Here is a 19,714-nt window from a genome sequence, read left to right as displayed (position 1 = left end):
TTTTTGTATATGGGAAAGAAAGGATCTGATTGTATGCGTCAATCGAAAAAGCTGCTTTCGGCAGCCCTTGTCTGCGGCATCCTGGCGGGTGCCTCCTGTTATGCACCGGCAGCCGTTTGGGCGGCCGATACCCAAAAGCCTTCGGCAGCAGCCGTGAAAACCGGGACTGAGGCCCAGAAAACCTACGACCTGACCTTCCACCCGGAAAAGGGCATCCGGGAAAGCAAAACCTACCAGAACCAGCAGGTGGACTACTACGCCTACCGGAATATTGTCTATGTCAGCAAACCGAAAAATGTGGAATACGAAAGTATGAATCTGTTTGTGCCCGCTGCTTACCTGGAGGGCAAAAGCGTCAACGGCTACACCGCCCAGACAGCGCCTATTTTCCTGCCCAACAAGGTGGGGGGCTATATGCCCGGTACCGCCGATGAACCCCAGGAAAAGGACCGGATGAGCGGGGGTCCCAACGCTGCCCTGGTGGCCCTGTCCAAAGGGTACGTGGTGGCTGCCCCGGCCATTCGGGGCCGTACCACCCAGGGCGCGGACGGCGCCTATGTGGGCAAGGCACCGGCCTTGATTGTGGACTACAAGGCGGCGGTCCGCTACCTGCGCCACAACCAGCTGCGGCTGCCCGCCGGCAATACGGAGCGGATCATTTCCAACGGCACCAGCGCCGGGGGCGCCCTGTCCGCCCTGCTGGGGGCCACCGGCAACAGCAAGGATTATGAGGCGGCCCTGAAGAAAATCGGCGCCGCAGAAGAACGGGACGATATCTACGCTTCCAGTGACTATTGCCCCATTACCAACCTGTCCCATGCAGATATGGCCTACGAATGGGTCTTTAACGGGGTGAATTTCTACCACCAGAACAAAATGCCCGGCGGGCTCCCAGGCATGCCCGGGGCCCAGGGAATGCCCCAAGGTGCTCCCAAAGCTGCTGCCGCTTCCCAAAAGGGCGCAGCCGCAGGCCGGCCGGAGAATGCGCCCCAGGAAACCCAAAGCGTCCAGGTCATGAGCAAATTGGAGCAGGAAACCTCTGACGACCTGAAGAAACTGTTCCCGGCCTACGTGAACAGTCTGGGGCTCAAGGACCCCAGCGGCAGGCTGCTGACCCTGGATAAGAAGGGGCAGGGCAGCTTTGCCGATTACATCAAGTCCGTGTATTTGGCTTCCGCCCAGACAGCCCTGGCTGCAGGGCAGGATCTGTCCGGTCTGGATTGGCTGACCATCCAAAACGGCAAGGCTGTGGCTATGGACCTGGGCAAATATGCCGTGTACGCTACTCGACTGAAGGCGGCTCCGGCTTTTGACAAGCTGGACGGCACTTCCGGGGAAAACGATGAATTCGGTACCAGCAGCAATGTACCCCGGCACTTTACGGAGTATTCCCTGAAGCACCGGACGGACAAAAACGGCCTGGCGCCGGCGGAGGATATCAAACTCCTGAGCCCTCTGGCCTATATCGGCAAACGGGGCGTTACCGTGGCACCCCATTGGCGGATCCGCCACGGCAGCGTGGACCGGGATACGGCCATTGCCATTCCCGCCATTTTGGCCCTGAAACTGCAAAATACCGGGGCTGACGTGAACTTTGCTGCCGTCTGGGGCAAGGGCCACGCCGGGGATTACGACCTGGACCAGCTTTTTGCCTGGATGGACAGTATTTGCCATTAAGGCTTTGCAGGGCGCTGGCGAATAAAAAGTGAAATGCGGGAAGGGGCTGTGAAAAAATGAGTATTCATTTTTCCACAGCCCCTTCTTTAGCATTCATTTGTTTTAGCTATATCCGAACATCAAAATTTTCTCAGCCAATCGCTTTTGTTTGGTTAAACTTTCTCAGTCAGCCCTACAGGCTGACAGCCCCTTCACGCTTGAAGGGGCCAGTCTTAGGCTTATACGAGTCATGTGCAAAACGGGGTTAGAGATGAAATTACGGTATGTAAATAGTAGTACTATCTTTCTCTTTCACTTGACCAGTAGAGCTCTAGAACGCTTCCTGCAAGAGTGTAGGAAGTGCCGCCGTAGGCGACGATAGAAGTTTCATTTTTTCACAGCCCCTTCTTTTTCTTGCAGGCCGTAGGGGAAGGACTGTGAAATTTTCACGAGAAACGGACAATTTATGCTTTTCTGCTTTACCGAAGCCCCTGCCATACGGTATAATAAAAGATACGATTGTATGCGTAGTACCTTGCTTTGTCCCCGCCACGGGGCGGGGAAAGTTTTGCAAAAAAGGTAAATAGCGAGAGGAGATGACACAATGGCAGCTGGTTTTGCCCAATTGAAAGTGAATCCGGAGATGGTAGAGAAGCTCCACAAGACGGGGAAGGATATCCCCACGCCTGTCCAGGAGCGGGCCATACCGGCCCTGCTGGCCGGGAGGGACGTAATTGCCCGGGCCCAGACGGGGGTGGGAAAAACCCTTTCCTTTGTGATTCCCCTGTTTGATAAAGTGGTGCCGGAAAAGGAATACGTCCAGGCGCTGATTTTGTCTCCCACCCGGGAGCTGGCCCAGCAGACCGCTGGGGAAATCCGCAAGCTCACCGGCGATACGGGAATCCATACCCTGCTGGTCAGCGGGGGACGGGATTTTGAAGAAGAAAAACGGAAGATTTCCACCAAGGCCCAGGTTCTGGTAGGAACGCCCGGCCGCCTTTTGGACCATCTGCGCAAGGGCAACACCAGCCTGGGCGGGGTGGTGTATCTGGTGCTTGACGAAGTGGACGAAATGCTCCGCCAGGGCTTTGGGGACGATATTGAGACCATCCTGTCCCTGCTGCCCCAGCAGCACCAGTCCATGATGTGTTCCGCTACCCTGGACGAGGAAGTGCGGAAGCTGGGCCGGAAGATTACCACCAACCCCCTGCTGATTGACATTGCCCCCAAACAGGCTACGGCGGACACCATCCAGCAGATTTGCATCAAGGTCAACGAAGACCACAAGCAGGAGGCCCTGGCCACCCTGATCCACCGGTACAACCCCTACCTGATGCTGGTGTTCTGCGCCAGCAAGGAACGGGCCATTGCCCTTAGCGACTGGCTCTACGGGGAAGGCTTCAACGTGGACGTGCTCCACGGGGATATGTCCCAGGCCAAGCGCCGGACCGTGATGGAAAACTTCCGGAAGGCCAAGCTCCAGATTCTGGTGGCCAGCGATATTGCTGCCCGGGGCCTGGACGTGGAAGGCATCACCCAGGTGGTGAACTACGACATTCCCCACGATGCGGACTGGTATGTGCACCGCATTGGACGGACAGGCCGGGCCGGTAACGAAGGCATGGCCATTACCTTCTACACCGCGGACGAAACCCGTTGGCTCCAAAACCTGGAGCAGAAACTGAACATCACCCTGGAGCGCCAGAACCTGGCAGGGGAAACCGTGCGCCGGACCATGAAGCCGGTGCGCCCCAAGAAGAAACACGTGCCCAGCCGGGGCAAAAACGCCGTGGGCCCCAACAAACGGGGTACCAAGTACGCGGAAGCCTCCCGGAAACAGAAGAATAAAAAGAAATAACACTTTCTGCTGAAATCAGCGGATTTGCGTGGTATAATGAAAAACATTGTAGGGAAAACGATGGGAAGAGGTGTCGGCAATGAGTGAAATTCGTGTAAGATTTGCCCCCAGTCCTACGGGGTATCTGCATATCGGTGGTGCCAGAACGGCACTGTTCAACTGGCTGTTTGCCAAAAGCCAAGGCGGGAAATTGATCCTGCGTATTGAAGATACGGATATTGAACGGTTAAAGGAAGATTCCGTTTCCCAGATTCTTACCAGCCTGAAGTGGCTGGGCCTGTCCTGGGATGAAGGCCCGGAAGTGGGCGGGGACTACGGTCCCTATTACCAGTCCGAACGGCTGGATATCTACCGGAAAATCTGCCAGGAACTGGTGGACAGCGGCAAAGCCTACTACTGCTTCTGCTCGGCAGAAGACCTGGAAAAACAGCGGGAAAAACAAAGAGCCCTGAAGCAGCCCTTCCATTATGCCCGCACCTGCCGGGATATTCCCCCGGAAGAAGCCAAAAAGCGGGTGGAAGCCGGCGAAAAGTACTCTGTTCGGATTAAGCTGCCGGCCAGCGGCCCCATTACCGTCCATGACATGATTCACGGGGACGTAACCTTCGATTTCAACCAATTCGATGATTTCGTCATCATGAAAACCAATGGTATCCCCACCTACAACTTTGCTGTAGTGGTGGACGACCATATGATGCATATTACCCACGTACTGCGGGCGGAAGAACATTTGTCCAACACCCCCAAGCAGATCGTGCTGTACGAAGCTCTGGGCTACGAAGTACCCCAGTTTGGACATATGCCCATGATCCTGGCTCCCGACCGGAGCAAGCTCAGCAAGCGCCACGGCGCTACCAGCGTAGAGGAATTCCGGGATAAAGGCTATGTCCATCAGGCCATCATCAACTACTTGACCCTGCTGGGCTGGGCCCCTGGCAATGACCAGGAAATCTTCACCCTGGAAGATACCGTAAAGGCTTTTGACTTCAGCAAAATGTCCAAGAAGGCTGCCGTCTACGACGTGAAGAAGCTGACCTGGCTTAACGGCCAGTACCTGTCCTCCCTGCCCCTGCGGGAGATTGCCGATGCTTCCGTGCCCTTCTTCAAGAAGGCCGGCCTCATTGACGACAACTACCTGCCGGCCCACCAGGAATACTTCGACCATCTGGTGGATGTAGTTCGGGTGCGGGTGAAGACCCTGGAAGAAGTGGCGGACGCTTCTGCTTACTTCTTTAAGGACGTGGAAAGCTACGATGAAAAGGGCGCAGCCAAGTTCTTTAAGCCCGAAGCCGCAGAGCTGCTGCAAAAATGCTATGACGCCCTGGCTGCCCTGGAAGTCTTTGACCTGAAGACCACGGAAGATGCCTACAACAAACTGGCGGAAGACCTGGGCCTGTCCCTGGGCAAGGTAATCCATCCCACCCGTTTGGCCCTGACCGGCCGGACCTTCAGCCCCGGTATGTTTGACGTCATGGTGCTCCTGGGCAAGGAAAAGACCCTGGCCCGGCTGCAGCAGGCCATTGCCTACATCAAAAAGGCGTAAAAAATTCCTAAAAATGTTAAAAAAGATACTTTTTCCCTTTGACAAGTATCTAAATAATGTTTATAATATATGGGTATCACTTTGAGACCGTGCCGTTAGCCCCGGCAGCCTCCCAAAGAGTCATCACCGGATACGCTAAAGTAAAAGCTTTATAGGAGGAATAAGGATGAAAACATACATGGCAACCCCGTCTACCATTGAACGCAAATGGTATGTAGTGGATGCCACCGATAAGACTTTGGGCCGTCTGGCTGCTGAAGTTGCTAAGGTGCTCCGCGGTAAACATAAACCTACCTTTACCCCGCATATGGATACTGGTGACAACGTCATCGTTATCAATGCTGCTAAAGTGAGACTGACCGGTAAAAAACTGGTTCAAAAAATCTACTTCCGTCATTCCGGTTATCTGGGCGGTGACAAGTATACGAAAGCCGGCGAACTGCTGGAAAAGGATCCTGCAAAGATGGTTGAAATGGCTATCCGCGGCATGGTTCCCCACAATCGTCTGGGCAATCAAATCATTAAAAAACTGCATGTATACGCTGGTTCTGAACATCCTCATGCTGCACAAAAGCCTGAAGATTTGACCATCGATATTCGCTAAGAGGAGAGGAGAACTAGAAAATGGCAAAAGTTACCTATAATGCAACTGGCAGCCGCAAGAGCTCTGTTGCTCGCGTTCGCCTTGTTCCGGGCGAAGGCAAGATCGAAATCAACGGCCGTGAATTGAGCCAATATTTTGGCCTGAAGACCCTGGAACTGGTGGTTCGTCAACCGCTGGATACCACGGAAACCCTGGGCAAATACGATGTTATCGCTAACGTAGTTGGCGGCGGCATTGCTGGCCAGGCTGGTGCAATCCGTCATGGTATTGCCCGTGCCCTGCTGAAAGTGGATGCTGACTTCCGTCCCCTGCTGAAAAAAGCTGGTCTGCTGACCAGAGATCCTCGGGAAAAAGAACGCCGCAAATACGGCTTGAAGAAAGCTCGTAAGGCTTCCCAGTTCTCTAAAAGATAATTTTTGGGTCCCCTGCGGACCTATCCAAAACCAGGTACATTCCCAAAGAATGTACCTGGTTTTTTGATGCGCAAAAACGCTTGTGCGGACAAACAAAAGCCGCACTGCCTGGGCAATAAGAGCAGTGCGGCCACGAAGGAAGCTGGGGAACCTGCGCCTGACGAGGGTTGCAGGCTGCAGGGGTTTCCCCGATTTGACACAGCCGCCTTCTACAGTCAGAAGGGGTTTGTGATACCTTGATTATAAAGGCTGCTGCGGCCCTTCGTCAATCACCGATGGTGGGGTGTGTTTCCACGGAGCCTGGTAATTCAAAATTTGTAGAAAGGATACACGGGGAACCGTGGCCTCATGTATAGACTGTCCATTTTTCCCGACTTTCCTGCAACGGGTCGTCCTTTACTTTGGAAGAAAAACGGTGTATTCTGAAGTAAGAAAGCAGATGGGGGAGGGATGGGCTGATGAAGGCGAAACCTAAACGGATTCTGTTTTACGATTCCGATAAAACGGACTATATGGTGGAAATGGACAACCATTGGTATTATTTAGTCATGCTGGGTGCAAAAAGAATACTTGTTTATGAGCAGCCTTTAAGCTATGTTAATCACCAGCCTTATATTGAAGTGCCCAAAAAGACCAGTGATATTCCGCTGGAAGTAAGGAAAAATCTGTTAGAAGGGATTAAAACATTCCCTTACCATGTAGGTTTGCCTGCTATCCTTGATGGAAAATTCAACGAAAATTTCTCTAACCCATGGCTTGCAATGGGAAGAAAAATTCTCGAAGAATTACCAGGCGTCCCCTTCAATCTGGACGAATAGCCGAACTTCCCCAAGCCCTAAAAAGGGAGGAAGCAAAGATGCGTAAAAATAGCAATTTGACTCAACCGTTTATTGGAGTCCCAGTGAGCCCACAGCAATGCAAAGATTGCATTTTTAGACGGCCTGATCGAGATTATGATGTCAAAGACTGCTTAAAGTATAAAACCATAAAACCCTGGGGAGTTATGGAAAACAAAGAGAAATGTAAAGAATACAAAAAAGAATAGCCGAGAATCCCGAGACTCAAAAAATACAGCATGTTTGCAAGTCAAATAAGGAGGGCTGGCGCATGAAGGCGAAACCTAACAAAATCCTTTTCTATACGTCAGACGGAGACGACTATATGGTGGAAATGGACAACCATTGGTATTACTTGGTGCGTTTGTTTTTTCGGGAAATCAGGGTTTTTCGGCAACCTTACAGTTACTTGAATCACATTACCTATGTGATAGTTCCGAAAAAAACGACTGATATTCCTTTGGAAAAAAGAAAAGCCATAGCGGAGGGATTGAAGACGTTTCCAGGAAAGTATGCTATTGGAAGCGATAAACGTCGTTTTCCACCTGATGGTTTTAAGGAAGACCTGAAAAATAAAGTGTGGGAATATCATAAAGAAACCATGGTTAATTCTCCAGGCGTCCCCTTCAATCTGGACGAATAGACGAGATTTCTGAGGCTTTAAAAAGGGAGGAAATACAAATGCGAGAATATAGTAATTTGACAGAGCCTTTTTATGGAGATCCATTAGATCCTAAGCAATGCAAGGATTGCGCCTACAAACGTCCTGATAGAGATTATGACGTAGGTACTTGCCTGAAGTATAAAATTTCGAAACCCGATGCAGTTATGGAGAATACGGGAAAATGTAAGAAATACAAAAAGGAATAACCGAGTTTCTCCAAACCCTAAAATGGGAGGAATTAGAGATGCGTAAAGATAGCAATTTAACGCAACCATTTGTTGGTTTTCTGCTGAAGCCAGAGCAATGTAAAGATTGCGTATATAGGAGACGAGATAGAAACTATACAGTAGGAGATTGCTTAAAGTATAAGCCTTTTAAACCCTGGGGAGTCATGCATAATAAGGAAAAATGTAAGGAATACAAAAAAGAATAGCCGAGCTTCCTCAGGCCCGAAAAAGAAAATAAAGCACCACCCCAAGACGAGCGAACGCTCGTCTTTTGTCGTTCCAGAAAATGTCCGGGAGGTTTGGAAAGTACTGCCCGGCTAACGGGCCTAGGGGCTTAGGGGCTGCAGCTGGCTTCCCGGGCTGTTTCAGGGCAAAAAAATACCGCCCAGCTGCGCAGTAGCTAAGCGGTCATCGCCAATAGACGTCCGGAAGGCGATGCAATCCTATAAGTTAGGTCAAGTAAAAAAACAAACGATAGCGATGGCACCAGATACCCCATCTGGTGTCCTAAAAGCTTACCCAAAAGCTTTTTTCGTTCATGCCCAGGTCGGGGTCACATGAACACTGTTATTATAGAATGTTCATATAACGGCTGTCAATGACCGTTTGTGAAAGAGGGTTCCACGGTCCCAGGAATTTCCCGGAGACCAGGTGGAACCCTCTCAATTTTTTGCTGCCCAGCAGGTCAGCCTACCACGTTAATGGGGCTGCCGGCCAGGAACTGGTGGATGTCCTGGGCTATGATGGAGACCAGGCGCTGGCGGGTTTCCAGCCCTTTCCAGCCCATATGGGGCGTAAGAATCACGTTGGGCAGGGTGTACAGGGGATTATTCTCTGCCGGCGGTTCCTGCTCCTGAACGTCTAGTCCGGCCCCGGCAATTTGGTGGTTTTCCAGGGCTTCAATCAGGGTGGGTTCGTCAATCAGGGCACCCCGGGAGGTATTGATCAGGAATGCACTGGGTTTCATCAGAGCCAGGGTTTCCCGGTTCAGCAAATGCCGGGTGGAAGGGGTCAGGGGGCAGTGCAGGGATACATAGTCGCTTTTTTGCAGCAGTTCCTTTAGCCCCACATACTGGATGCCGTCCCCGTCTTCCCGGGGCGTCCGGGTATGGACCAAGATGTGCATTTCCAGGGCCTGGGCGATTTTGATGACCTGTTTCCCAATATGGCCGGCGCCAATGATGCCCAGGGTTTTGCCGTTGACTTCCGTATGGGGCACCAACAGGTGCTGGGTGAAGTTCCGGTGATCTCCCTTGGCCAGCATGGCCAGCTGGACCTGCATGGTGGAAGCCAGGTTTAACAGCAGCATAATGGCCGTATGGGCCACCCGCTGGGAGCTGTAGGCGGGGATGTTGCACACCGTAATGCCCTGCTTTTTGGCGGCTGCCAGGTCAATATTGTTGTAGCCGGTGCCTGCTTCCACAAGCAGCTGCACGCTGCGTGGAAACTGCTCCAGCAGGGCTGCCGGCACGGGCAGTTCCTTGGTGACCACCACTTGGGCGCCCTGGATCCGCTGCAGCAGTTCTTCAGGGGTGCTGCTGGGATAGACAGCCACAGAATCCGACAACACCGAAAAATCCAGTTTTCCGTCAAAATTCATTTTTTCTGCGTTTACCACAACCACTTGAGGCATAGTATCACCACTTTCTTTTACTGTTACTTCCATTATAGCATGGAGCCGCAAGGCGGTCCGTCTCCCCTGGGCTTCGGGGCTGCTGGCCCCTGGCTGCACAAGTGCACAAAACCCCTGCCCGGCACATTTTGCCTGACAGGGACTTTGGCAACTATAGACTAACTTTTTTGGGCAGCCACGTACTTTTGGGCCCAGACTCCAATGCTGTCCAGCACCGGCTGGAATTCCCGGCCAATGGGGGTCAGGGAGTATTCCACCTTGGGGGGAATTTGGGCGTATTCCTTGCGCACAATGAGCCCCTCCGTTTCCAGCTGCTTTAGCTGGGTGGACAGGGTGGCGTGGTTGATTTTCTGGAGCTTCCGCTGAAGCTCGTTGAATCGCACCGGCCCGGTGCTTAGCAGGTACAGAATGGCAATGGCCCATTTCCCCTGGAGCAGCCGCTGGGCGACCATACAGGGGCAGGTGGCCTTTTCTTCCGGGGGCGTTTCCAGGCTTCTCTCCGGTTCAGACATGGTTTCCACTTCCTTTCCAGTATGTTTTGCTATACTGGGTATTGTTAAAAATCGTACTTGTGCAGGCTTTTTACACGCTATAAAATAAACCTACGCTAAAAATTATCCTATGTTAATTTTCTAACTAAAGAATACCATAGGGCTGCCCGAATTGCAAGGCAGAACAAAAGGAGCGAGAAGAATGTCCCAGATTTTGATCTTAAACGGCGGGCCCCGGCAAAACGGCAATACCGCAGAACTAATTCGGGCCTTTAGGGAAGGGGCCGGGAAAGAGGGGAACACCGTCCAGGAATTTGACCTGCAAAGCCTGCCGCTGCACGGGTGCCTAAGCTGCGGGCAGTGCGGGAAAAACGGCCGGCCCTGCGTCCAACAGGACGCTATGGAGGAAATCTATCCGGCCTTCCAAAAGGCAGAGGTCATTGTCCTGGCCTCCCCGGTGTACTTTGCTTTTGTGACCGGCCCCCTTCTGACGGCCATCAACCGGCTGTTTGCCCTGTGGCAGACCCTGTCGCCAGAACAGCTCCGGAGCAAGCAGTCCGTGCTGCTGCTTACCGCCAATCAGCCTGGTTGGTGTCCGGACCCGGTGAACTGGTATCACCGGCTGTTTACCCAGGCTATGGGCTGGAAGGATTTGGGAGTGGTCTACGGCCACGGGAGTCTGTACGGCAAAGGCAAGGTGGAGGACCCGGAAAGCGCTGCTGCCGCCCGGAAAATTGGAGAAGCCATTGGCGAAACTTGTTAGGAGGAGCAATCATGAAAAAAATTATTTTGCTGAACGCCAGTCCCAGAAAAAACGGTAATACGGCCCTGCTGCTGCAGGCTGCCCAACAAGGGGCCCAGGAGGCCGGCGCGGAAACGGAACTGATCAACCTGTTTGACCTGAAGTTTACCGGCTGCCGCAGCTGCATGGCCTGCAAGCGGGTGGAAGCCCAACGCTGCAAATGCTATTGGAAGGACGACCTGTCCCCGCTGCTGGACCGGATTTTCCAGGCAGACGGGCTGTTTATTGGTTCTCCGATTTATCTCAGCGAACCTACCGCCCAGTTCCGGGCCCTGTGGGAGCGGCTGATTTTCTGCTGTCTGTCCTATGATAAGCCCCTGGAAAGCTACTTTACCGGGAAGCTGCCGTTGGGGCTCATCTACACCATGAATGCCCCGGAAGCCTACTACAACCAGCATTACAAAGCCCGCTTCCAGGAGCTGGCCGATATGCATACCCTGGTCCTCCATGGCGCCGTCACCACCCTGGCTTCCTGCGAAACCCTCCAGGTTCCTGATTACAAGCGGTACAGCATGGGCGTCTTTGACGAGGCCCAGCGGAAGGAACGCCGGGAGACCGTATTCCCCAAGGAACTGGAAGCTGCACGCCAGTTGGGCCGCCAAATGGTCCAGGAAAACCCCTGAGCCCTGCTGCCAAAATGCTTTTCTCCCCAGCTGGGGGGAAGGGGAGCAGCCCCAATTTTTCCCTTTTTCTCAGGAATTGTTGACCTTTCCTGCTGCCTTTCTTGCCTAATCCCTTGTCCTGTACTATACTTTTAGGCAAGTGTGCCGCAGGCAGCGCTTTTGTCTGCGGCGGGAAAGTGGGGGAATTGTACATATGGATTCAGTGAAAACATCAGTTACAGCAAACGCCCTGCTGTGGTTCGGGGCGGGGATTTCCATTGCCGAGATTCTGACGGGGATGCTGCTGGCTCCCCTGGGTTTTGCCAAGGGGCTGCTGGCCATCCTGGTGGGCCACGTGATTGGCGGGCTTGTGATGTTTGGGGCCGGGCTCATCGGCGGCCAGACCGGGCGCAGTGCCATGGAAACGGTGGAAATTTCCTTTGGGCACCAGGGTGCCAAGCTGTTTGCCGGCCTGAACGTGATTCAGCTCATTGGCTGGACGGCCGTGATGATTGCCAGTGCAGCTGCTGCCGGCAATACCCTGGCGGGTCTGGGGCTTTCGGCCTGGAGCCTGATTATCGGTGCCTTCATCGCCCTGTGGATTATCCTGGGGCTGAAGACCCTGGGGAAGGTGAACGAGGTGGTCATTGCTGCCCTGTTCCTGCTGACCCTGGTGCTCAGCGACGTGATCTTTATGGGCAGCGGGGTGCCCCAGGCTGCCGGGGAGCTGACTCTGGGCGCAGCCATTGAACTTACGGTGGCCATGCCCCTTTCCTGGCTGCCGGTCATCTCCGACTACACCCGGGACGCCGCAAAGCCCTTTAAGGCTACGGCGGCCAGCTGTCTGGCCTACTTTGCTGCCAGCACCTGGATGTTCATTATCGGCATGGGTGCCGCCCTGTACACCGGCCAGGACGACATTGCCAAAATCCTGCTTCAGGCCGGCCTGGGCGTCGTGGGCATTCTGATTGTGCTGCTGTCCACGGTGACCACTACCTTCCTGGACGCCTTCTCCGCCGGGGTCAGCGGCAAGAGCCTGCTGCCCGGAATTTCGGAAAAGGTCCTGGCCCTGATTGCCTGCGCTGGGGGAATTGCCATTGCCATCGCCGTGGATGCCAGCAGCTTTGAAGACTTCCTGTACTTCATCGGTTCGGTGTTCGCACCCATGACCGCAATCCTGCTGTCCGATTACTTTATCCTGAAGCAGGACCACAGCAGCCAAGCCGTCAACTGGCTGAACCTGGTGCTGTGGCTGGCCGGCTTCGCCCTGTACCGGGAGCTCTTGGACGTGCAGACCCCGGTGGGAATTACCTTCCCGGTGATTGTGCTGGTGATGCTGGCCAGTGCGGTGATTCACAAAGTTCTGCCCCACAAATAAAAAACGAGGACTTCCTGCTGCGGCGGGAAGTCCTTTTTCTTTTCCTTGGGGGTTTTTCGACCCAGGAGCCGTGGTACAATAGAAAAAACTGCGATTGGGAGGTACCCTATGGATAAAAAAGAAACCTTGGCCTACCTGACGGCCCAGGGGATTCCCTACGAACTCACGGAACACAAGGCCGTCTACAATATGGAAGAACTGGGGGACGTGGCGCTGCCCTACCCGGAATGGGACGCCAAGAACCTGTTTGTCCGGGACGATAAAAAACGGAATTATTACCTGCTTACTGTCCGGGGAAACAAGCGGGTGGACCTGAAGGCCTTTGGCGAGGCAAACGGCACCCGGCGGCTGTCCTTTGCCTCGCCGGAAGACCTGAAAGCGTATTTGGACCTGGAACCCGGGTTCGTAACGCCACTGGGGCTTTTAAACGACCGGGAGCACCGGGTGACCCTGTTTTTGGACGCAGAATTTCAGCATCAGAAAATCGGCGTGCACCCCAACGACAATACGGCCACTTTGTGGCTGGCGGCGGACGCTTTAATGGCGCTGCTGGAAAAATTGGGCAAGCAGGTGCACTGGGTAAAAATAGGAGAATAGGGGGAATCTGCAATGAAGCTTATTATGCTGGGCACGGGGAATGCCCTGGTGACGGAATGCTACAATACCTGTTTTCTGCTGGATGACGGGGGAAAGCTGTTCCTGGTGGACGGCGGCGGGGGCAATACGATTTTGCACCAACTGAAGCATGCGGGGTATGACTGGCAGGACGTCAAAGAAATCTTTGTGACCCATCAGCATGTGGACCATTTGCTGGGGGTCCTTTGGATGGTGCGGATGATCTGCCATTTTATGAACGACGGAAAGTACCAGGGGGAGGTGAACGTCTACGGGCACCGGGAAGTGCTGGACCTGCTCCGGGACATGGCGGTGAAGCTGCTCCTAAACAAATATACTCGCTTTTTGGATGACCGGGTGCATTTTATTCCTGTGGCAGATGGGGAGCAGCGCAGGGTGAACGGCCGGCAGGTGACCTTCTTTGACATTGGCTCCACCAAGACCAAGCAGTTTGGTTTCCGGCTGGAACTGGACGGGGGAAAGAGCCTGGTGTGCTGCGGGGACGAGCCCTATACGGAACGGGAGGAGCCCTACGCCCGGGGCTGCACCTGGCTGCTCCACGAGGCGTTCTGCCTGGAAGAGGAAGCGGCGGTGTTCTATCCCTACGAAAAGCACCATTCCACGGTAAAGCATGCCTGCCAGGCGGCGGAAAAGCTGGGGGTCCAAAACGTGCTGTTGTACCATACGGAGGACAACCAGCTGGAGCGGCGCAAGGAGCTGTACACCCAGGAAGGGAAAAAGTTCTTTTCCGGCAGGGTGTACGTGCCGGAAGATTTGGAAGTTCTTGAACTTTGAGGACAGTGACGGAAAGGAGACAAAGCATGAAGGTGCTGATGATTAACGGCAGTCCCCGGCCTCAGGGCAATTCGGAGCTGCTGTGCCAGGAATTTCGCCGGGGTGCCGAAGCAGCGGGGCACCAGGTGGAAGAAATCGCCTTGCGGGAGAAGGTAATCCACCCCTGCAAGGCCTGCTACGCCTGCTTTCGCACTGGCAGCTGCGTCCAAAAGGACGCTATGGCAGAAATCCTGGAGAAAACCCAGGGGGCGCAGGTGCTGGTGTGGGCTACCCCTACGTATTTTCTTACCATGAGCGGCCAGCTGAAGGTGATGATTGACCGGCTGCTGCCCAAATGGCAGGACCTGGGAGGCAAGGAAGCCTACGTGATTGTGACTGGCCACGACGGAAAGGCCGGCCTGCGCAGGGCTGGGGAAGACCTGGAAGCCATTTTGGCAGAGCTGGGCAGCCCGGTACGGAAAATCATCTGGGGTGAACACGCCTGGCAGCCCGGTGAGGTGCTGGGCACTCCGGCTATGAAAGAAGCCTATGCGGCCGGCAGCCAGGTTGGAAAATAGCGGAAAGCAAGGAGGAGGAGAAAATGCCTCTGTTATTTGTACAGCAGGATATTACCCAAATGGCGGTGGACGCCATTGTCAACGCTGCCAATCCCCAGCTCCAGATGGGGTCCGGGGTTTGCGGCGCCATCTTTCGGGCGGCGGGGCCCCAAAAGCTCCAGGCGGCCTGTGACCAGAAGGCCCCCATCAGGACTGGCGAAGCGGCCCTTACCCCGGGCTTTGCCCTGCCGGCCAGGTACGTGATTCACGCCGCAGGGCCCGTGTACAACCCCCGGCATCCGGAAGAAAGTGAGCGGCTGCTTCGGTCGGCGTATACCAGCGCGCTGCGGCTGGCGGCGGAAAACCACTGTGCCAGCGTGGCCTTTCCCCTGATTTCCGGGGGAATATTCGGCTATCCCAAGGATCAGGCCCTGAGGGTGGCGGTCTCCGCCATCCAGTCCTTCCTGGAAACCCAGGAGCTGGACGTGTATCTGGCTTTTCCGGATAAACGGGCCTTTGTGGTGGAGAAAGACCTGCTGGCTGAACTGGACCAGTATTTGGCCCGCCGCGGGGACGAAAGCGTGGCCGAGGAAATGCTTTGCGCCTCGGAAATCAGCTTGCCGCCCAAGGGCTATTGCGAGAATGTGAAACTGGCGCCCCAGGACCTGGAGAACCTGCTGGGCCACCTGGACGAACCCTTTAATGTGACGCTTTTGCGGCTGATTGATGCCAAGGGGCTGACCGATGCCCAGGTGTACCATCGGGCCAACCTGGACCGGCGGCTGTTTTCCAAAATCCGCACGGGGAAGGGCTATAGCCCTACCAAACGGACCATTCTGGCCCTGGCCATTGCCCTGGAGCTGACCCTGGACGAAACCGATGACCTTTTGGCCCGGGCCGGCTACGCCCTGTCTCCCAGCCAGAAATTCGATGTGATCGTCCAGTATTTTATCCTGAAGGGTCAGTACGACATCTACGCCATCAACGAAGTCCTGTTCCATTATGACCAGCCCCTATTAGGGGGAGCGGCGTAGTTGTCGTCTGGCAAGCGACCAAAAGTCCTCCCATGGGGAGTATGCTAAAGACAACAAGGAGGTACCCAAACTGGTACCCCGGAAAAAGCTTTTAGAACCCAAAAGGAGGGCTTTAGAATGAAAAAGAATTTAACGGAACTGGTATTTATCTTGGACCGCAGCGGCTCCATGGCAGGCCTGGAATCGGACACCCTGGGAGGCTACAATTCCTTCCTGAAAAAGCAGAAAGCCGTGGAGGGGGAATGCGTGCTTACCACCGTGCTCTTTGATGATCAGTACGAACTGCTCCACGACCGGATCAATATCCAGGCGGTAGCGCCCCTGACGGAAAAGGACTACTATGTGCGGGGCTGCACGGCGCTGCTAGATGCCCTGGGTAAAACCATTCAGAAAATCAAACAGGTCCAGGCCAATACGGCGGAGGATTACCGGGCGGAAAAGGTGCTGTTTGTGATTATCACCGACGGGTACGAAAATTCCAGCCGGGAGTACACCACGGAGAAAGTCAAAGCCCTGATTGAGGCCCAGAAAGCCAAGGGCTGGGAGTTCATCTTCCTGGGGGCCAATATGGACGCGGTGGAAACGGCTAGCCAGTTTGGCATTGGTGCCGACCGGGCGGTGGACTATCTGGCAGACGAAGCCGGTACGGAACTGAACTTTAGGGCCATGAGTGAGGCCGTCAGCGAGTTCCGCGCAGTAGGCAAAGTGCCGGAGGATGCCCTTGAATCCATCCGGCTGGATGCTGCTCAGCGTTCTGGAAAACCGAAGAGAAGCGCCAAGAAAAGCTCCGGGAAAACCAAAAAACTATAATGCCGGACGGCCCCAAATTGTTCTCTATCGATCAATAAACCGTTTTCCAAGCTTTTAGCGGGCTCCCTTACCCAGCACCAGCTCCCCTGCCAGCAATTGCAGCGGGGGCTGGCGTTTTTTGTGGGGGAAAGCGCTGGGCAAGGCGCGTCTAAGCTAGGAGCAGAGTATCTCTAGGGCGGGATCTTCTCCCATACCAAATTCCTTGAAAGGGAGTACTGGCTCTTTTCCTATAAAAAGAGTATTATATGTGTTGCAAGCGAAAGGAGTATATTTCAATGACTGATTATCTGAGTAAGCAATACCCCATTTTGGATATGTTCCCGAAAGATTGGGCGCTGGTGTCTGTAGGCAATCTGGAAAAGAATAATGGCTGCACCATTGGCTGGGGCAGCTTTGGCACCCTGTGGACCCGTCCAGGGAAAAGCGGCGCCACGGCTACGGTCTATCTCCATCCGTCCCGGTATACCTGCGAGCTGTTAAAAAAAGCCGATACCTTTACCATCAGCTTTTTCCCGCCGGAATACAAGAAGGCCCTGGGGTATATGGGCTACCACTCTGGCCGGAATGAAAACAAGGCGGCGGCAGCGGGCCTGACGCCGGTGGAACTTCCGGAAGGGGGGCTCAGCTACAAGGAAGCTAGTGTTTCCTTTGTGTGCCATAAGCTCTACCAGCACCAGTTTGCCAAGGAAGACCTGGATCCGGAAATCCAGGAATTCTATAAGGCCAACCCGGCGGTGCTGCCGGTAAACGCCCAGGGCGAATGGGAACCCCATGTGGTGTTTGTAGGGGAAATCCGGTACGTGGACGAGAAGAAATAAATTGTTTTTTTCAGGCAGGGCTGCGGCGGAGAGCGCAGGGCGGTATTTTCTTCCATACCAAGTTCCCCAAAAGTGAGTACTGGCTCTTTTCTTACAAAAAGAGTATTATATCTTTTGTAAGCGAAAGGAGTACATTTCAATGACTGATTATCTGAGTAAGCAATACCCTATTTTGGACATGTTCCCGGAAAACTGGGCGCTGGTGCCCGTAGGCAATCTGGAAAAGAATAATGGCTGCACCATTGGCTGGGGCAGCTTTGGTACCCTGTGGACCCGTCCAGGGAAAAGCGGCGCCACGGCCACGGTCTACCTGCATCCGGCCCGGTATACCTGCGAGCTGCTGAAAAAGGCCGATACCTTTACCATCAGCTTCTTTCCGCCGGAATACAAGAAGGCCCTGGGCTATATGGGCTCTCACTCTGGCCGCAAGGAAGACAAGGCGGCGGCAGCGGGCCTGACGCCGGTGGAACTCCCGGAAGGGGGACTCAGCTACAAGGAAGCCAAGATTTCCTTTGTGTGCCATAAGCTTTACCAGCACCAGTTTGCCAAGGAAGACCTGGATCCGGAAATCCAGGAATATTACAAGGCCAACCCGGCGGCGTATCCGGTAAATGCCCAGGGCGAATGGGAACCCCACGTGGTGTTTGTAGGGGAAATCCGGTACGTGGACGAAAAGAAATAAACTGCTTTTTCTATGCGCAAAATGCATGCAAGAAGATATCGGATAGGCATTTAACATAGTTTCTCCCAGCCGCTACAATAGGATAAGGGCGCAGACCGCCCCGGGCCGGCCTGCAAGCCCCAAAATGCAGGAGAAAGGGAGTCTTACCCACGTTATTTTCCAACAAAGCCTTACGAGATCTGATTATTCCCTTATTCCTGGAACAGCTGCTGCTGGCTCTGGTGGGCCTGGCCGACGTGTTTGTGGTGGGGTTCGTAGGGGAGGCCGCCGTTTCCGGGGTTTCCCTGGTGAATGCGTTCAACGTTATTTTTATCAATTTGTTTGTGGCCCTAGCTGCCGGCGGTGCCGTGGTCATCAGCCAGTACATTGGCCGGAAGGACCTGCCCAAGGCACGAGCCTCTGCGTCCCAGCTGCTGACCGCCTCCCTCCTGTTTTCGGTGGTCAGCTCCGCCCTGGTGCTGGCGTTCAATCAGCGGCTGATGCTCTTGCTTTTTGGCCGGGTGGAGCCCGCGGTGATGGAGGCCTGCGTGACCTACCTGCGGATTTCTGCCTATTCCTACCCGGCCCTGGCCATTTATAATGCAGGCTCGGCACTGTACCGGAGCTTGGGGAAAACCCGTCCCTCCATGTACATTTCCATTTTGGCCAACCTGATTAACGTGGTGGGCAACTGTCTGGGCGTCTTTGTATTCCACGCTGGGGTTGCCGGGGTGGCCTGGCCGTCCCTGGTGGCCCGGAGCTTTTCCGCAGTGGTGATGACAGCCCTGTGTTTCTCCCGGGTGAACCCGGTGTGGTACGTGAAAGACTGGATCTTCCGGTTGGACGGTGCTCTGCAGCATACCATCTTGCGGATTGCCATTCCCAACGGGGTGGAAAGCGGTATCTTCCAGCTGGTGAAAGTGGCCCTGTCCAGCGTGGTGGCCCTGTTTGGCACCTACCAGATTGCAGCCAACGGCGTGGCCCAAAGCATCTGGTCCGTGGCGTCCCTGGTCTGTGTTGCCATGGGTCCGGTGTACATTACCGTGATTGGCCAGTGCATGGGTGCAGGGGACATTGCCCAGGCTGACTATTACTTCCATAAGCTGACGAAAATCACCTTGTTTTTTGCCATTGGCTGGAATGCCCTGGTCTTTGCCGCCACCCCGGTGCTGCTGAGCTTTTATGCTCTGGAGCCCCAGACCAAGAGCCTGACCCTTCTTCTGGTGCTGATCCACAATATTTTCAGCGCCCTGGTATTCCCCTTTGCCGACCCCTTGGGCAAAGGCCTGCGGGCCTGCGGAGACGTGAACTTTACCATGGCCACGTCCCTGTTTACCACCCTGGGGGTCCGGCTGTGTTTTTCCATCCTTTTTGCCCTGGTGCTTCACCAGGGGGTCCTGGGCATTGCCTATGCCATGTGCCTGGACTGGACCATTCGGGGGCTGATTTTTATCTGGCGGTACAAAAAGGGCAGCTGGGAAACCTGCCGGGTGATTTAGGGCGGGGAATCCAGGGCCTGCTGGGAAAGGCTGTTCCCGTCCGCGGTTTTTGGTGCTTCACAATTTTGTATCGTTTGGAATAAAAAACTCCGGTCAGTTTTTCTGGCCGGAATTTTTCTTTTTCTGCCTCATTTTATTTGTTTAGACTCATGGGAAACGATTTATTGAACTTACAGGGTATCGTTCTACTAAAGAAGTAGATTCAAGCAGGACAAAATAATGGTAAAGTATTTATATAA

General features: G+C 54.3%; 23 protein-coding genes. 21 read left to right on the top strand and 2 right to left on the bottom strand.

Annotated elements, in window-relative coordinates:
- The first annotated feature begins 33 nt into the window (after positions 1 to 33).
- From LKE88_RS06305 to LKE88_RS06260, 10 genes are all read left to right on the top strand, one after another.
- Positions 34 to 1,677 (top strand): subtype B tannase, encoded by a 1,644-nt coding sequence (locus LKE88_RS06305; protein WP_105326145.1) that lies wholly within the window; start codon positions 34 to 36, stop codon positions 1,675 to 1,677.
- A gap of 583 nt (positions 1,678 to 2,260) precedes the next feature.
- Positions 2,261 to 3,514 carry a DEAD/DEAH box helicase gene (locus tag LKE88_RS06300; RefSeq protein ID WP_118287083.1) on the top strand — a complete coding sequence of 418 codons (1,254 nt, stop codon included), beginning with the start codon at positions 2,261 to 2,263 and terminating at the stop codon, positions 3,512 to 3,514.
- A gap of 79 nt (positions 3,515 to 3,593) precedes the next feature.
- Complete coding sequence (gene gltX, locus LKE88_RS06295) at positions 3,594 to 5,057, top strand: glutamate--tRNA ligase (RefSeq protein WP_105326143.1); 1,464 nt, start codon at positions 3,594 to 3,596, stop codon at positions 5,055 to 5,057.
- A gap of 166 nt (positions 5,058 to 5,223) precedes the next feature.
- Positions 5,224 to 5,661: a 50S ribosomal protein L13 gene (gene rplM, locus LKE88_RS06290; RefSeq protein ID WP_105326142.1), complete on the top strand. Its 438-nt coding sequence runs from the start codon at positions 5,224 to 5,226 to the stop codon at positions 5,659 to 5,661.
- 20 nt (positions 5,662 to 5,681) lie between these two features.
- On the top strand, positions 5,682 to 6,074 hold the full coding sequence (rpsI, locus tag LKE88_RS06285; RefSeq protein WP_105326141.1) for a 30S ribosomal protein S9: 393 nt from the start codon (positions 5,682 to 5,684) through the stop codon (positions 6,072 to 6,074).
- Between the two features lie 458 nt (positions 6,075 to 6,532).
- Positions 6,533 to 6,892: a hypothetical protein gene (locus LKE88_RS06280; RefSeq protein ID WP_105326095.1), complete on the top strand. Its 360-nt coding sequence runs from the start codon at positions 6,533 to 6,535 to the stop codon at positions 6,890 to 6,892.
- A gap of 38 nt (positions 6,893 to 6,930) precedes the next feature.
- Positions 6,931 to 7,119 (top strand): hypothetical protein, encoded by a 189-nt coding sequence (locus LKE88_RS06275; protein WP_105326094.1) that lies wholly within the window; start codon positions 6,931 to 6,933, stop codon positions 7,117 to 7,119.
- Positions 7,120 to 7,181: 62 nt separating this feature from the next.
- Positions 7,182 to 7,553, top strand: a complete 372-nt coding sequence (locus LKE88_RS06270) for a hypothetical protein (RefSeq protein ID WP_105326093.1) — start codon at positions 7,182 to 7,184, stop codon at positions 7,551 to 7,553.
- Between the two features lie 38 nt (positions 7,554 to 7,591).
- Positions 7,592 to 7,780 carry a hypothetical protein gene (locus LKE88_RS06265; RefSeq protein ID WP_105326092.1) on the top strand — a complete coding sequence of 63 codons (189 nt, stop codon included), beginning with the start codon at positions 7,592 to 7,594 and terminating at the stop codon, positions 7,778 to 7,780.
- A gap of 38 nt (positions 7,781 to 7,818) precedes the next feature.
- Positions 7,819 to 8,007: an ASCH domain-containing protein gene (locus LKE88_RS06260; protein WP_105326091.1), complete on the top strand. Its 189-nt coding sequence runs from the start codon at positions 7,819 to 7,821 to the stop codon at positions 8,005 to 8,007.
- Positions 8,008 to 8,486: 479 nt separating this feature from the next.
- On the opposite strand, the gene LKE88_RS06255 is transcribed toward LKE88_RS06260, so the two are convergent.
- Together LKE88_RS06255 and LKE88_RS06250 are read right to left on the bottom strand one after the other, a co-directional pair.
- Entirely contained in the window at positions 8,487 to 9,434 is a 948-nt protein-coding gene (locus LKE88_RS06255; protein ID WP_231085946.1) for a 2-hydroxyacid dehydrogenase, read from the bottom strand.
- A gap of 158 nt (positions 9,435 to 9,592) precedes the next feature.
- On the bottom strand, positions 9,593 to 9,946 hold the full coding sequence (locus LKE88_RS06250) for a winged helix-turn-helix transcriptional regulator (RefSeq protein WP_105326089.1): 354 nt from the start codon (positions 9,944 to 9,946) through the stop codon (positions 9,593 to 9,595).
- 181 nt (positions 9,947 to 10,127) lie between these two features.
- On the opposite strand from LKE88_RS06250, the gene LKE88_RS06245 reads away from it, so the two are divergent.
- The 11 genes from LKE88_RS06245 to LKE88_RS06195 all read left to right on the top strand — a co-directional run bounded on the left by LKE88_RS06245 (position 10,128) and on the right by LKE88_RS06195 (position 19,475).
- Positions 10,128 to 10,688 carry a flavodoxin family protein gene (locus LKE88_RS06245; RefSeq protein WP_105326088.1) on the top strand — a complete coding sequence of 187 codons (561 nt, stop codon included), beginning with the start codon at positions 10,128 to 10,130 and terminating at the stop codon, positions 10,686 to 10,688.
- 11 nt (positions 10,689 to 10,699) lie between these two features.
- Positions 10,700 to 11,350, top strand: a complete 651-nt coding sequence (locus tag LKE88_RS06240) for a flavodoxin family protein (protein ID WP_231085944.1) — start codon at positions 10,700 to 10,702, stop codon at positions 11,348 to 11,350.
- Between the two features lie 193 nt (positions 11,351 to 11,543).
- On the top strand, positions 11,544 to 12,707 hold the full coding sequence (gene cytX, locus LKE88_RS06235) for a putative hydroxymethylpyrimidine transporter CytX (RefSeq protein ID WP_105326086.1): 1,164 nt from the start codon (positions 11,544 to 11,546) through the stop codon (positions 12,705 to 12,707).
- Positions 12,708 to 12,815: 108 nt separating this feature from the next.
- On the top strand, positions 12,816 to 13,304 hold the full coding sequence (locus LKE88_RS06230) for a prolyl-tRNA synthetase associated domain-containing protein (protein ID WP_276803066.1): 489 nt from the start codon (positions 12,816 to 12,818) through the stop codon (positions 13,302 to 13,304).
- Positions 13,305 to 13,316: 12 nt separating this feature from the next.
- On the top strand, positions 13,317 to 14,117 hold the full coding sequence (locus LKE88_RS06225) for an MBL fold metallo-hydrolase (protein WP_231085942.1): 801 nt from the start codon (positions 13,317 to 13,319) through the stop codon (positions 14,115 to 14,117).
- A 26-nt stretch (positions 14,118 to 14,143) separates the two neighbouring features.
- Positions 14,144 to 14,674, top strand: coding sequence for a flavodoxin family protein (locus LKE88_RS06220; RefSeq protein ID WP_105326083.1), 531 nt, complete (start codon positions 14,144 to 14,146; stop codon positions 14,672 to 14,674).
- Positions 14,675 to 14,697: 23 nt separating this feature from the next.
- On the top strand, positions 14,698 to 15,687 hold the full coding sequence (locus tag LKE88_RS06215; RefSeq protein WP_105326082.1) for a macro domain-containing protein: 990 nt from the start codon (positions 14,698 to 14,700) through the stop codon (positions 15,685 to 15,687).
- A 117-nt stretch (positions 15,688 to 15,804) separates the two neighbouring features.
- A complete protein-coding gene (locus tag LKE88_RS06210) occupies positions 15,805 to 16,497 on the top strand; it encodes a vWA domain-containing protein (RefSeq protein WP_105326081.1) in 693 nt (230 codons plus the stop codon).
- Positions 16,498 to 16,772: 275 nt separating this feature from the next.
- Entirely contained in the window at positions 16,773 to 17,315 is a 543-nt protein-coding gene (locus tag LKE88_RS06205; protein WP_105326080.1) for a flavin reductase, read from the top strand.
- A 139-nt stretch (positions 17,316 to 17,454) separates the two neighbouring features.
- Positions 17,455 to 17,997, top strand: coding sequence for a flavin reductase (locus LKE88_RS06200; protein WP_276803065.1), 543 nt, complete (start codon positions 17,455 to 17,457; stop codon positions 17,995 to 17,997).
- Between the two features lie 110 nt (positions 17,998 to 18,107).
- Positions 18,108 to 19,475, top strand: a complete 1,368-nt coding sequence (locus LKE88_RS06195) for an MATE family efflux transporter (protein WP_105326078.1) — start codon at positions 18,108 to 18,110, stop codon at positions 19,473 to 19,475.
- Positions 19,476 to 19,714 lie beyond the last annotated feature (239 nt).

This window comes from Acidaminococcus hominis (assembly GCF_022484025.1).
GTDB lineage: Bacteria > Bacillota > Negativicutes > Acidaminococcales > Acidaminococcaceae > Acidaminococcus > Acidaminococcus hominis.
This window is presented reverse-complemented; position numbering and strand designations above follow the sequence as displayed.

Coding starts and splice junctions, on each gene's coding strand:
- LKE88_RS06215 (WP_105326082.1), top strand. CDS start 14,698: ATGCCTCTGTTATTTGTACAGCAGGATATTACCCAAATGGCGGTGGAC.
- LKE88_RS06220 (WP_105326083.1), top strand. CDS start 14,144: ATGAAGGTGCTGATGATTAACGGCAGTCCCCGGCCTCAGGGCAATTCG.
- rpsI (WP_105326141.1), top strand. CDS start 5,682: ATGGCAAAAGTTACCTATAATGCAACTGGCAGCCGCAAGAGCTCTGTT.
- LKE88_RS06305 (WP_105326145.1), top strand. CDS start 34: ATGCGTCAATCGAAAAAGCTGCTTTCGGCAGCCCTTGTCTGCGGCATC.
- LKE88_RS06205 (WP_105326080.1), top strand. CDS start 16,773: ATGACTGATTATCTGAGTAAGCAATACCCCATTTTGGATATGTTCCCG.
- LKE88_RS06245 (WP_105326088.1), top strand. CDS start 10,128: ATGTCCCAGATTTTGATCTTAAACGGCGGGCCCCGGCAAAACGGCAAT.
- LKE88_RS06230 (WP_276803066.1), top strand. CDS start 12,816: ATGGATAAAAAAGAAACCTTGGCCTACCTGACGGCCCAGGGGATTCCC.
- LKE88_RS06255 (WP_231085946.1), bottom strand. CDS start 9,434: ATGCCTCAAGTGGTTGTGGTAAACGCAGAAAAAATGAATTTTGACGGA.
- LKE88_RS06275 (WP_105326094.1), top strand. CDS start 6,931: ATGCGTAAAAATAGCAATTTGACTCAACCGTTTATTGGAGTCCCAGTG.
- LKE88_RS06270 (WP_105326093.1), top strand. CDS start 7,182: ATGAAGGCGAAACCTAACAAAATCCTTTTCTATACGTCAGACGGAGAC.
- gltX (WP_105326143.1), top strand. CDS start 3,594: ATGAGTGAAATTCGTGTAAGATTTGCCCCCAGTCCTACGGGGTATCTG.
- LKE88_RS06265 (WP_105326092.1), top strand. CDS start 7,592: ATGCGAGAATATAGTAATTTGACAGAGCCTTTTTATGGAGATCCATTA.
- LKE88_RS06210 (WP_105326081.1), top strand. CDS start 15,805: ATGAAAAAGAATTTAACGGAACTGGTATTTATCTTGGACCGCAGCGGC.
- LKE88_RS06300 (WP_118287083.1), top strand. CDS start 2,261: ATGGCAGCTGGTTTTGCCCAATTGAAAGTGAATCCGGAGATGGTAGAG.
- LKE88_RS06280 (WP_105326095.1), top strand. CDS start 6,533: ATGAAGGCGAAACCTAAACGGATTCTGTTTTACGATTCCGATAAAACG.
- LKE88_RS06225 (WP_231085942.1), top strand. CDS start 13,317: ATGAAGCTTATTATGCTGGGCACGGGGAATGCCCTGGTGACGGAATGC.
- cytX (WP_105326086.1), top strand. CDS start 11,544: ATGGATTCAGTGAAAACATCAGTTACAGCAAACGCCCTGCTGTGGTTC.
- LKE88_RS06200 (WP_276803065.1), top strand. CDS start 17,455: ATGACTGATTATCTGAGTAAGCAATACCCTATTTTGGACATGTTCCCG.
- LKE88_RS06250 (WP_105326089.1), bottom strand. CDS start 9,946: ATGTCTGAACCGGAGAGAAGCCTGGAAACGCCCCCGGAAGAAAAGGCC.
- LKE88_RS06260 (WP_105326091.1), top strand. CDS start 7,819: ATGCGTAAAGATAGCAATTTAACGCAACCATTTGTTGGTTTTCTGCTG.
- rplM (WP_105326142.1), top strand. CDS start 5,224: ATGAAAACATACATGGCAACCCCGTCTACCATTGAACGCAAATGGTAT.
- LKE88_RS06240 (WP_231085944.1), top strand. CDS start 10,700: ATGAAAAAAATTATTTTGCTGAACGCCAGTCCCAGAAAAAACGGTAAT.